General features: G+C 36.4%; 16 protein-coding genes and 1 pseudogene. 11 read left to right on the top strand and 6 right to left on the bottom strand.

What is annotated here, in order from left to right; translation table 11 throughout:
* Window positions 1–168: 168 nt before the first annotated feature.
* From NST16_RS08675 to NST16_RS08645, 7 genes are all read left to right on the top strand, one after another.
* Window positions 169–351 (top strand): hypothetical protein, encoded by a 183-nt coding sequence (locus NST16_RS08675; RefSeq protein WP_326227114.1) that lies wholly within the window; start codon window positions 169–171, stop codon window positions 349–351.
* A 174-nt stretch (window positions 352–525) separates the two neighbouring features.
* Window positions 526–1,059, top strand: coding sequence for a GNAT family N-acetyltransferase (locus tag NST16_RS08670; protein ID WP_268450536.1), 534 nt, complete (start codon window positions 526–528; stop codon window positions 1,057–1,059).
* A gap of 208 nt (window positions 1,060–1,267) precedes the next feature.
* Window positions 1,268–1,462 (top strand): hypothetical protein, encoded by a 195-nt coding sequence (locus NST16_RS08665; RefSeq protein WP_340885715.1) that lies wholly within the window; start codon window positions 1,268–1,270, stop codon window positions 1,460–1,462.
* A gap of 579 nt (window positions 1,463–2,041) precedes the next feature.
* Window positions 2,042–3,331, top strand: coding sequence for a Na+/H+ antiporter NhaC family protein (locus tag NST16_RS08660; RefSeq protein ID WP_340885712.1), 1,290 nt, complete (start codon window positions 2,042–2,044; stop codon window positions 3,329–3,331).
* Window positions 3,332–3,689: 358 nt separating this feature from the next.
* Window positions 3,690–3,983: a YolD-like family protein gene (locus tag NST16_RS08655; RefSeq protein WP_081720806.1), complete on the top strand. Its 294-nt coding sequence runs from the start codon at window positions 3,690–3,692 to the stop codon at window positions 3,981–3,983.
* Window positions 3,976–5,226, top strand: coding sequence for a Y-family DNA polymerase (locus NST16_RS08650; RefSeq protein ID WP_340885709.1), 1,251 nt, complete (start codon window positions 3,976–3,978; stop codon window positions 5,224–5,226). The genes NST16_RS08655 and NST16_RS08650 overlap by 8 nt, the downstream gene beginning before the upstream one ends.
* 175 nt (window positions 5,227–5,401) lie before the next feature.
* Window positions 5,402–6,157, top strand: a complete 756-nt coding sequence (locus tag NST16_RS08645) for a YqcI/YcgG family protein (RefSeq protein WP_340885706.1) — start codon at window positions 5,402–5,404, stop codon at window positions 6,155–6,157.
* Between the two features lie 209 nt (window positions 6,158–6,366).
* Here NST16_RS08645 and bglS read toward each other — a convergent pair whose 3' ends face one another.
* The gene (bglS, locus tag NST16_RS08640; RefSeq protein ID WP_340885703.1) at window positions 6,367–7,098 is read right to left on the bottom strand and encodes a beta-glucanase; all 732 of its coding nucleotides are present in this window, start codon (window positions 7,096–7,098) and stop codon (window positions 6,367–6,369) included.
* Between the two features lie 115 nt (window positions 7,099–7,213).
* Here bglS and NST16_RS08635 point away from each other — a divergent pair.
* A pseudogene (locus NST16_RS08635) lies at window positions 7,214–7,357 on the top strand (hypothetical protein); the annotation flags it as partial.
* Window positions 7,358–7,430: 73 nt separating this feature from the next.
* Here NST16_RS08635 and NST16_RS08630 read toward each other — a convergent pair.
* The 4 genes from NST16_RS08630 to NST16_RS08615 form a co-directional block, all read right to left on the bottom strand.
* Window positions 7,431–7,610: a hypothetical protein gene (locus NST16_RS08630; protein WP_010334361.1), complete on the bottom strand. Its 180-nt coding sequence runs from the start codon at window positions 7,608–7,610 to the stop codon at window positions 7,431–7,433.
* Window positions 7,600–8,736: a response regulator aspartate phosphatase gene (locus NST16_RS08625; protein ID WP_340885700.1), complete on the bottom strand. Its 1,137-nt coding sequence runs from the start codon at window positions 8,734–8,736 to the stop codon at window positions 7,600–7,602. Before NST16_RS08625 ends, NST16_RS08630 begins: the two co-directional genes overlap by 11 nt.
* A 123-nt stretch (window positions 8,737–8,859) precedes the next feature.
* Window positions 8,860–9,000, bottom strand: coding sequence for a phage holin (locus NST16_RS08620; protein WP_339181934.1), 141 nt, complete (start codon window positions 8,998–9,000; stop codon window positions 8,860–8,862).
* An 886-nt stretch (window positions 9,001–9,886) separates the two neighbouring features.
* A complete protein-coding gene (locus tag NST16_RS08615; protein ID WP_010334364.1) occupies window positions 9,887–10,168 on the bottom strand; it encodes an LCI fold-containing protein in 282 nt (93 codons plus the stop codon).
* Window positions 10,169–10,548: 380 nt separating this feature from the next.
* On the opposite strand from NST16_RS08615, the gene NST16_RS08610 reads away from it, so the two are divergent.
* Complete coding sequence (locus tag NST16_RS08610; protein ID WP_445684577.1) at window positions 10,549–10,755, top strand: hypothetical protein; 207 nt, start codon at window positions 10,549–10,551, stop codon at window positions 10,753–10,755.
* 27 nt (window positions 10,756–10,782) lie between these two features.
* Window positions 10,783–10,941, top strand: a complete 159-nt coding sequence (locus tag NST16_RS08605) for a hypothetical protein (protein ID WP_154648870.1) — start codon at window positions 10,783–10,785, stop codon at window positions 10,939–10,941.
* A 201-nt stretch (window positions 10,942–11,142) separates the two neighbouring features.
* Here NST16_RS08605 and NST16_RS08600 read toward each other — a convergent pair whose 3' ends face one another.
* Window positions 11,143–11,355 (bottom strand): LCI fold-containing protein, encoded by a 213-nt coding sequence (locus NST16_RS08600; protein ID WP_340885691.1) that lies wholly within the window; start codon window positions 11,353–11,355, stop codon window positions 11,143–11,145.
* Window positions 11,356–11,714: 359 nt separating this feature from the next.
* Here NST16_RS08600 and NST16_RS08595 point away from each other — a divergent pair, with 359 nt between their 5' ends.
* A complete protein-coding gene (locus tag NST16_RS08595) occupies window positions 11,715–11,924 on the top strand; it encodes a hypothetical protein (protein WP_340885688.1) in 210 nt (69 codons plus the stop codon).
* Window positions 11,925–12,076: the final 152 nt, after the last annotated feature.

The following is a 12,076-nucleotide window of genomic DNA, read 5'->3' as shown; positions in this document are numbered from 1 at the left end:
CACAAAGGGTTTTCTGTAATCATGATCCTTTCCCTTATATGGTACTAGTGATTTTTTCGAGTGAATCCATACGTGAGAAATAGCAGAGACTTTTTGGGTAAGGTTAATAAAGAATGACAAACTTTCTGGTTACTCAAAGATAACTCGGCAAATATTATTAGACATAGATTGATCATTAAAAATGAACTTTTAACTAATACAAAGAAATTAGATGAGATCAGAAAGCCATTTACAGGTAAGGAAATAACTCTCCCTTGGCTAAATAAAGAAACGGTTGCAGGTAACTTTCTGCAATTTTTCATGGAGGAGCTTGAAGAAGCAAAAGAAAACTGGGATGAGGATGAAGATTAGGAAGATTAAGTGAGAAAAATTACAATTGATGGTTAAGCTCTCGCTAAGGGAGCTTTTTCGATCATGGGTTTTGACGAAGTAATAAAAATAAGGAGCAATTTTATGTTGGTAAATTTTTAGAGGAAATTCGGAAAATTGAAGCAAAATATGAAGATGAACGGAGGAAAAGGTAAAATGGCAGTTACTTATTGGACAGGGGAAAATCTTACATTACGAGCGATTCAACCTGAAGATATCGTTATATTTGAATCCTTAGATGATGAAATTTTACGTAATATGGACTCGCTCCATTTTCCTCGTTCAGCTAATAAAATGAGAGAATGGATAGAAGAACAATTAGAAAAAGATGAATTCCGTTTTATTGCAGTTGATAGAGATAATAATATCGTTGGTATGATTGAAACCTTTGATTGTGACAGGAAAAATGGTACCTTCGATTATTATCTGGCTGTATTTGAGCCATATAGAGGTAAAGGATACGCCAAAGAAATGATCTTGATGGTTCTTCGCTTTTTCTTTTTAGAGCTAGCCTATCAAAAAGTAAATATAACTGTATATTCTTTTAATAATCCATCCATGCGTTTGCATGAAAAATTAGGTTTCATGAAAGAGGGACAACTAAGAAATATCATTTTCACTAAAGGAGCTTATTATGATGGTATTTGCTTTGGGATGACAAGAGAAGAATTTGAACTGAATCATGGATAATATCACTTGGTCATCGATAAAGTCCTGTGTTCCAAATAAAATAATCGTTTTATCCATAAAGTAATAGCAGATGCTGGCGCACCTCGTCTCTGGTTACAGTGGTAATACCAGAAGGCTGACACCTGTCCTAAATCAAAAAGGACTATTTAATGGAATGATATATGTTAAAATTAGAGAAAATCAAATCATAAATGAAGGAGGCTTAAATATGTCTACAGAAATGATTTCCATAGTAGCTATAGTATCTATAGTTATATGGAGTGCGGTATCCCGAGAGCTAGTAAAATCTTCAAAAGAGAATGGTAAAGGGAATAACGGACGAAAAATAATAACTTTAATGTCTGCCGGTACCCTATCAACACTACTTCTGACCATCTCACTTTTTCAGAATATCCATTTTTAATAAATACGGTTTAGAGCAGACAATGAGAAATAACTTCAAAATAAAATGACAGCAAGTGATACATAAATAAACAGCTGCACCAATTAGGTGTAGCTGTTTTAATCTATATCGATTTCATCTCATAACTGTTGATTCTACTGTTTCTGTCGTCCTCGATCAGTTCTCTTTCCTCCCAGTATACATTATAGACGTATTTCAGTCAGATCAATTTCTTTTCTGATTCTTGTCCAATTTGCAAATAGTTTCATAGCTTCCTTAAACAGACCGAAATAAACAATCAGTGGCTTTTCTTTCATGAAAGCGAGGATGGCCATCCCGAAAAAACTGCCCATCCAAGGGCTTGCTCGTTGTTTAATCTAAGTAGACCTAACCTTATTTGTATAGGATCTTCCAAATAATCTGTGGATGAGGTGTGTTTTTTCCTCTCCTTGAAAAATCCTTCTTTCAATTCTGTTATTAAATTAATAATTATTATACTATTTTCCCGCTTGACTTTTTTACTGTAGCCTTTTAAAGTATGGAATGTTGCTTAGACTGTGTTTAACGGCTTTGATATTGAAATTAGAGGTGGCTACTTAGATGAAACAAAATGGAAATCCTTGGGCGCTATTGCCACTAGTATTATTTGTAGGGCTTTTTGTCGGCTCCGGTGTATTGACTGGAGATTTCTATAAATTGCCAATATTGATTGCGGCCATTATAGCATCTGCTTTTGCGCTTTTATTTAACCAGAAGCAATCGCTCAATCAGAAAATAGAATGGTTTGCTTCCGGTGCGGGACACCCTGATATTATTATTATGGTTATCATCTTTATCTTAGCAGGTGCTTTTGCTTCTGCAGCTGAGGCGATGGGAGCGGTACACTCAACCGTCAACCTTGCTTTGAGCATTATTCCGCAGCAGTTTATACTGCCAGGGCTTTTTATCATTGCTTGTTTTATTTCTGTTTCGATGGGAACATCAATGGGGACGATTGCAGCAGTTACTCCAATTAGCGCCGGTTTGAGCGGAGAACTTGGCTTGCCCACTGCAATCGCTATTGCAGCTGTTGTCGGGGGAGCTATGTTTGGAGATAATCTTTCTTTTATTTCGGACACAACCATCGCGGCAGTACGGTCACAAAAAACACAAATGATGGATAAATTTAAAACGAACTTTTTGATCGTTTTGCCTGCTGCTATCATAACTGTCATTTTATTATTTTTTATACCGACAGGACATGTGGGACATATCGGGGCTGAATCCTACAGCTGGTTTAAAGTACTTCCTTATGTTGCCGTGTTAGTCTTTGCGTTAATTGGTTTTAATGTGGTGGCTGTCATTTTTGGCGGATTGATCTTAACAGGAATTATAGGGTTTGCAAGCGATAGCTTGACGCTTGAGTCTTATTTTAAATCAATTACGGATGGAATTGCCGGAATGTCTGATCTTATTATCCTTTCCATGTTAATTGGCGGAATGGTCGGCATTATGAAACAAAACGGAGGGATCGACTTTTTACTGGGATTTATTTCTAAAAGAATCCGTTCGAAAAAAGGTGCTGAAGCCGGTATTGCCGGATTGGTCAGCGTTACGAACCTAGCTACTGCCAATAATACGATTGCTATTATTGCAGCTGGGCCGATTGCCAAAAATATCTCTGATGAATTTAAAATCGACAATAGAAAGTCGGCAAGTATCTTAGATATCTTTTCTTGTGTGATACAAGGCCTAATTCCTTATGGCGCGCAGATGTTATCGGCCGGGAAGTTTGGAAATATTTCACCTGTCAGCATCTTGCATTACTCTTTCTATCCTGTTTTAATCGGGATCTGCGGCATCCTAGCCATTATATTCGGATTACCAAAATTCACAAGAAATACGAAATAAAGATAAAAAAGGTACCAAACGGTACCTTTTTCTTTTTTAATCTATAATTCGTCAAAACATATAGAAATGTTAAAAAGGAAGATAGAGATTGTAATAAAACAAGCTTTCATAATTTATTATGTTGAGGGCCCTAGTGGGTGAATAACCAGTCCCTCTCGGCCACACAAAAAATAACAAGGGTTTTGTCGCCCTTGTTATTTTTTGTGTCTTTAGATAGGAAATAGCATTACCAACATTTACATCGAACTTTTGTTCCTGTTTATATTGAATAGAGAACATTCGTTCTGTTAATATTAGTTCAATAAAGGAGTGAGCCTAATTGCTTAGAGATCGAGGGACAATCAAATGGACATCAATGATGCTCCCAGAACACTTAACACAGCTTAAACAAGACTTACTTGATGTATCAAAAATTGAAAAGCCGTCCTTAGACGCTCAACAAATTGAAGAGATGGATATTATCGTCTCTGAAGCGCTAGAATTTAATAAAGAGCTGGTATTGAAGCTTTTTAACAACGGATTCGTTGAAAATGTTACCGGCAGAGTCCATTACATTAATTTTGAACAACAGAAGCTACACGTTAAAGATCAGAACGACAATACAGTCTATATCAACATGAATAACATCATAGGAGTCACATACAATGATTGATTACTCACAATTTCCACGTAAAAATATACTTTGTGTCGATATGAAATCCTTTTATGCTTCTGTATCGGCTGTCACAATGGGTTTGAACCCCTTAACATGCTATCTTGCTGTTGTAGGGAATACGGAGAGACAGGGAAGTGTAGTGTTAGCTGCATCTCCTGCACTTAAAAAAGATTTTGGAATCAAAACAGGGTCGAGACTATTTGAGATACCTGAAGATCCAAGAATACACATTGTAAATCCGCAAATGAAGCTTTTCATCAGAGTTTCGACTGAGATTACAAAGCTGTTTTACAGATTTGTTCCTGAAAAATGTGTCCATACGTATTCAATTGATGAATCTTTTTTAGATGCAGGAAAAGAAGATCCTGAAGAAATGGCTAAAGCAATTCAAAGCAGCATGTGGAGAGAATTTGGCCTAATGTGCACAGTAGGCATTGGTGACAATATGTTGCTAAGTAAGCTTGCGCTTGACCTGGAGAGTAAGAAAACGAAGAGTGGCATTGCACGTTGGAGATATGAAGATGTCCCAAATAAACTCTGGAAGGTTCGTCCTTTGTCTAAAATGTGGGGGATAGGAGGCAGGATGGAAAGAAACCTAAATCGAATGGGGATATCAACTGTAGGTCAGTTAGCTAAATTTCCCTTAGAGTTGCTTGAGAAGAGATTTGGAATAATGGGGAACCAGTTGTATTATCATGCTCATGGAATCGATTTATCTGAAATAGGTGCTCCGTTGATGCAGGGTCAAATTAGTTTCGGTAAGAGTCAGATTTTACTGAGAGATTATACAAGGAGAGAAGAGATTAAGGCTGTTCTGTTAGAGATTTGTGAGGAAGTCGCAAGAAGGGCACGTACACATAATAAAGTTGGCCGAACAATCAGCCTGGGAATTGGATACAGTAAAGATGAGCTTGGTGGTGGTTTTCATCGATCCAAAACAATTGATCTTCCCACAAATATCACGATGGATATTTATAGATGCTGCTTGATGCTTTTTCATACGTTTTACTCGGGTAAGACTGTGCGAAGTATCTCAGTCACACTGTCAAATATTGAGGATGATGTACATCAGCAGTTGAGTTTATTTGAAGTGGATAACGAGAAGAGAAGGAAGCTTGGGTTCGTTATGGATGGAATTAGAAGCAAATACGGATCGAAAGCGATACTAAGAGCAGTTTCTTACACACCTGCAGGAACTGCGCTTCACAGAGCTGGGCTTACTGGTGGACACAAATCATAAATATAAATACTGGATTATTGAGATGAACCGAGCCAAACTCTGGTTCTTCTTTAATGTAAAAGTGGGAGACCGTACAACCATAGGAGTGTTATAAGAACAGTGGCCCAATTACTTAATAGGACAATCACCTATGCAACACTTTTGCAATAGTCTATTGAAGGTAGCAGGCTATTGTATGACAAACTTAATTAGAGGTAGTGAAGACCTTTGCCAAGAATGTCTTTTACCTTGGCAAAGGGATGCACTGAATGCTTTTCGTAACAAAATGAAAGACAAAGAACATCTTTTTCCATGTATTCCAGCTACTCAATCTTTCTCACTTGGGCATCTCAGGTATGGATTTGTAGGCCAACCTCAAAAAGATCAAACATCCCTAGAACTAGCCAATTTACTAAAAGAGTTCACGATAAACTGTAGGGATTACGGAAAGTATACAACGTTGATTATATTCTTTGACACACCTCAAGAACTTATTAATAACAGCAGCGTAGAGGATTTTGAATCATTGTTCTGGGAGCAACTTAACAAGTTACATGACCTAGATGAGAAGGATTGGCCCATTCATATTCCTCAAAATCCATCAGAACATGAATGGGAATACTGTTTTCATGGGGAACAGTATTTTATGTATTGTGCCACCCCTAAGCATGAAGAGAGAAAGAGTAGGCATTTTCCTTATATGATGATGGCCATTACTCCACGTTGGGTTCTTCAAGAATTTAATAAGAACGAAAAATACGCTAAAAAAATTAAAGAACAGGTAAGAAAAAGAATTACTAAATATGATACCATTTCCATTCATCCTGCTTTAAACAGTTACGGAAATGTTGATAATCACGAATGGAAACAGTATTTCCTGAGAGATAATGATACAGAACTACCTAAATGTCCATTCTTAAGAAGCTTAACTGACAAAGAAAATAGAAACTAGTTTTCTCATTTTTGAAATGAATTTTCAAAAGTTAGAACAAATTATCAAGATGTGCAAAACATTTTATAAAAATTTTTCTGTTTTTACAAATGTATACGTGTTCGAAGGCAATCCGGAAGCTTACAGAAGTGTGTAATCGGCATCCACTTTTCATTACAATCATAAGAGCCTGGCTAGATTGCGGCAACAGGCTCTTATCACATTTGGCATTATTTTTTTGTATAGCGCACCCAGTCGTAATGAGCGTATAGCGGTGTCACACCATTGTAGGAACCGAGCCATTCATCTACACCCGTACCATTCCACAAGTTCATCATGATCTTACCTGGTGTTGTCGGAATTTGGCTTGTCGCAGTATGTTTTAATTGCCCATCGACATACCATTTAATAGAGTTTGGTTGCCAATCGAACGCATACGTATGATAGGCGTTGGCAGCATCAAATCCGAGATCCACGAGCTTCTCATGGTTCCCTACACCATTTGTATAATAGTTAAATTGAACCTTTGTTGTGTCTTTTCCTAAAAATTCGATATCAATCTCATCCCAAGGAGTTCCATCTGTTGGACCTGTGTAAGTGAAGAACGATGAAACAATTCCTACGTTTTTAGCTGGTTTCATCCTGACTTCATAAAGTCCATAGCCATATGTTTGAACAGAGCGGTTTTCCCCGCAGTCAAACTTGTTATAAGATGGACTTGTTAGCGCCAAACGCATTTCCCCTAATGACGTCATTGATACGTTATTTGCACGCCAAGTGCAGTTGAACATATTTCCATTCGAATAACCATTTGCTTTTTGCCAAAATCCAGAGTTGTAGCCATTAAAAGGGTCAAAAAACGATCCACCTGTTTGAGCCGAAGCAGTAGAAGTGAATGCAGACAAACTCATAAACAACCCAGTAACAAGAAGCAACAACACTCGTTTCATACGATTAGACATGTTGGTATCCCCTTTCTTTTGAAAGCGTTTTCTATGTCGATCATACATGATTCTTTTAAAAGGGAACATCGGTCAAAATAATGATAATAACAATCTTCTTACTAGAATCATGTAAGTACGAAGTATCTCAGTTATTCTGTCTAATATTGAAGATAACTCTAATCAGTAAGCGGTCTGTAATGGATGAGATAGAAACAAATATGGATCGGAAGCGATTCTGAGAGCAGTTTCTTATACACCTGCAGGAACTGCGCTTTAGAAAGCAGGTCTAACTGGTGGACATAGATCGTAAAAATAATCCCTTCAAAATTTGAAGGGGGAATGATACATATTTAAGAAGTATGACCTCTACTAGCAACTTCAAATGAATGTCCGTCAGTGGAATAACCAATACTTGCTGTATGTCCTCTGCGTGCTTCTTGGACATCTTTTTGAGTGTTAGTTAAATAAATGCTTACAAATCCAATTAAAACAATGGCTAAAATAAAGACAGATGCATGCTTAAGTTTCATAAAGACAATCCCCTCTCTGAATTTGTTTACGGGCATAAAGCACTTTCTCATAATAAGCAACAGCCACTTTATGGTCTTCTTTTTCATTGTAATACTTCGCTGCATCTGCTGCTAAATCCTCCACGTCTGAAAACATTGACTTTAATTCTAAATAATTTAGAATCGAATCTAATTTTCCTTTGTCGTTATCTACATATAGGGCATGAATGAATTCAAACATTTTGGCCATGATCTCATCGTTTAAATCTTCGGACAAAGACAGACCATGTGCACACCAAGAAATTCCCTCGGAATGATTTCTCATTTTAAATGTGGTTTTTGTCAACATAAGTAAGATGTCTAATAAACGATTTGAGTGCTCATACCCATTATCCTGGTATACTCTAATACCCTCCTTAAAGTACTCAGCCGCCTTTTCATAAGCTTCCTCAGCAAATGAACATAAGCCAAGATTGTACAGAGATGATCCGATTAATCGTGACATATCGATTTTTCTTGCTTTATCTAGAGCATCTTTAAAATGAGGGATCGCTTTTTCAGGGAAGTCCATATCCAAATAGTTTAGACCGATGACAAATGAGCATTGAATAACTCTTACAGTGTAGTTTTCATGTGCTTTATAACTATCGATTGCTTGAACAATGTGATGCATCGACATATGAGTTTGCTTCATATGATAATAAATTTCTGCAACTTTGTAGTGGAATTCTGCTCGTTCAATCTCATCTGCAACAAGTGATAATTTTCTCTCGGCTTGCTTATAGAAGCTTATGGCATTAAGATATTCGTATTGTTCAAATTCATACATTCCACGGAAAAAGTTAAAATAATATTCAAGAATTCCTTTCAAATCAGTTTGAGTACTTTCGATCTTTTCTAATAAATCTGAAATTTTAGGGCGTTCTTCGTTCATTGTTTTTGGTTCAAGGTAATCCAGCATCAATTGATGGCGAAAACACATGAGAGAATAGTAAAGCAATAAATCTTGGTCTTCCTTCATATGTCTTATTTCTTCCTCGACCTCAGCTTTCAATATTTCCGAATCTGGGACACTAAACAATCTTATGTATTTATACCACTCATTTATTTTCACTCCGACATTAGAAGAAGAGATCATCTGCTCCAACACAAGCCCTCCTGTATGAAATATCTGAATATGTAATATTTTATCATATTTAAATGAATAAGGAAGATTAATGTTATCTGAAAAACGAAAAAATACCCTCCTCAATTAAGAGAACGTAGGGGTTTATTGTGCAGATTCGTAATCCATTGCTTGTTCACTGTCAGAAATGCCTTGAGTTGTGGGGTCAACCACAATTCCCATTGCAATTAAAAAAGTTAGAAGTGCATTAAATTTCTCTGTCAAATTGTCAACAAATACAATCAAGTCATATATCGTACACGAATTACATGCTTATCGTAAAAATTAAAAAAGAGTTTAAAAAGGCGATAAACATAAGGATATATGCTAATTTGATTGGTGAATAGGGATTAAACGATCGTAAAACATAAGAGAGAGTAGAGGGAAGTGGCTGCTTTAAGTAAATATTGAAGAAATAGGAGGAATTATAAGAGAGAAAAACATTGGCACTATACGGTTTTACGATAGCGATTACGATGTAGAATAGGGTGATTTTTTTGAGGCGGAATTAGGAAAATGAAAATTTGGGTAGGGTGTGGAATGAAAGTGCTATAGGCACGTTTGTTTTTGAGTATTTAGATGTAAATATGCCCCCATATATTTGGTAGTTAAATCTCCATATAATAGCTCTTATACCTGCATTTTAGTTAAATATAATGGATATGATCTGATGTTTTATGAGTGCTTATATAAATGTGAAAATCAAGAATGCTTTTTAAAAAAACAAAATGATTTCTGGCTTGAGTAGAGTTTTCGTAACAGGAAAGATGAAAACGAACACTTATTTTATACTTTTATAAGAAATAGTTGTTCTGATGAAGCACTGCATATATTCAATCTTGTCTTTAATAATGAAGATAGAGAGTCCATCGTTTTTCATGTATGGAGGCTTGTATTTTAAAGACGAACCTTATACAGCAATCACATCAATGGTAAATGGTATGATCAATTACTTATATTGCAGCTAAGGGTGAATCAGTCGAGACCATTGAGGATCTCAGCGAGTAACAGAAAAGAAGGAATTAGGGAAAGTTGATATTGCATTTGATTTCTTACTTATGAGACCACATAGTGGAAAACTTTTCTTTTTAAATAAGAATAATAGAAGGGAGCAAAGCTCCCTCTCTAATGGCTAAAGTTTACGACCTTCATAATATGCTGTCCAAGTTCCATCGCTGTTTTTATTGATTCTTTTCAGGAACCAAGTGATTCCTTCCGCATCGGTATGCGTATTAATAAAGATGCCGGAGTCATTTGTTTCTTCTTTTGTATAAAGTTTAGCTTTGAAATCACTTGAAGCAACACTATTATTTTCAGAATGTGCACCATCTGGACTAGCAGCAAAAGCAGGGACAGCTGATACCAGCAAAGCAAGGGATAAAGCAGAACCAGCTAAAACTTTTTTCATTCTCATTTTAAACACTCCTTTTGTTTTTTAATACACTTGTATTTTTACATGTAATACAAAAATATCCAAGGGATTTTTTGTTAAAATTTGGTGAACTTCGTTTAAATATATAAATCCGCCCAGATGCCTGCTGCTCTAAATGCGGCTGCACAAGGGTGTTAAGGAGGAAATAGCGTGAAAATAGGAGGATCTCCTCAACAGAAAGTAAACCATGTGCATTATGCTTTAGAAAACTGATACATATAAAATCTATGAACAATCCAACATAGCTATAAAAATTCTCTGTGTGATACAGAAGATAGAAAGTATTTTCACAAAGTAGATATGAAAAACATGGCTTCATTCGTTTTAAAAACGATCAAAAGAGATGTATAGGAGGATGCGCAATGAACACAGCATTCAGAGTATGGGACGGCGAGCATATGCATTATCGGGATGATAAAGGAAGGAGCCTAACCATTGATGGTGAGTGGGTATTGCGTCGTCAGTGTAATGGTGTTTTGGTTTGTGTCACCAACAGCTCTACAGCGGCACTTATGACGGAAACTAATCAAAGAGTAATATGCAAATATGAAAATAATGTATACGGGTGAAATCGTCAAGCAGAAGGAAACGGAACTATGGAATCCATACAGGGCGGGAACATTCATCGGAGAAATAAGATTGCTGGAAGGCTATGGTACATCGTTAACGAGAAAAAGAAAGAAGCACGTCTGTTATTTTCGAAGACAGCAACAAACAAAATTATCGGCGATATTATCAAAATCCTGAGTTATTGAAGGGCGCGGTCGAAGATATTATTTGTCCTAGCTGCGGCGAAAGTGAATTAGAACTATGGGCATATGGATATTTACAAATGTTCTGAACGCGGAAGACGATGAAGTTAAAAAAGGGAGCCAGAAGCCCCAAATTACGATCTTATATTCGTACACCTTCGTAGTGGCCAATCCAATGTCCTTCCGAGACTATTGTAATACTTTTTAAATCCAGCGGATTCCGTCTTTTTCAAATGTGTTGGCAAAAATACCTGTAGTGCTAGGCAGATCCCATGTGATAGCTTGAGCTATAAAATCATCACTTACAACAGTTGCTATTTTCTGATCCGGGCTTGTACTTGCAGCGAACGCTGGAGATGCTGAAACAAGTAAACCTACAGATAATGCGACACATGTTAATGCTTTTTTGTAACTCATGTAAAATCCCCCATTTCTATAGTTTTTTTCTACAACCACATTATATGGTTTTGTGGATTAGGGAAGTAGCGAAATTGTTTCCATATATATGGAAATTGTGTGTCGGTTAATGTCATTTGGATGTGGATATTAAGATGTTTATAGAATTATTTCTATTGAAATCTGTAAGGGGGGTTTAATGACGATTACAGTATGAATAATAAGAAGCTATAGCGATTTTTGATTTTTACTTTGGGATCACATGGTCAACAGATAGAGGAAGTACTGTTCCTTAAAGACAATCTCCTTATTTCAGCTGAGTATAGGATACATTTAAACCTATAAAGAATAAAAATAAAATAGATGTGGATGGCATATGAGTGATAAAGACGAATCTGCATAGCAACTACGTAAATGAGATTATTGGTGAATATTATGCTGCTAAAGGATATTCAGTCCAGAGTATGGATCGTCGAGAAAATGGCCAACTAATTATTGTTGTGCAGCGAGAAATAGAGGAAATGGAACCTGAGAAAGTTGATATTGCATTTGATTTCATACATAAGAGACCAATAGAAAGGGGCACTTAGCATAAAAAAGGAAAAGAGTTAAAATTCTTTTCCATGAGGTGTTTTCCTTAACCGATTCGCAATAAGCTTCATTAAGTTTACTGCAATAGATACCAAAACAATGATCAAAGCGATCTCAAGTAAGATGAAGGAGTTGATAAATACCTAGCATT

The sequence above is a fragment of the Bacillus sp. FSL K6-1005 genome, from assembly GCF_038000225.1.
GTDB classification, from domain to species: Bacteria; Bacillota; Bacilli; order Bacillales; family Bacillaceae; genus Bacillus; species Bacillus mojavensis.
The sequence above is the reverse complement of the archived record's forward strand: the minus strand, read 5'-3'. Positions and strand labels throughout refer to the sequence as shown.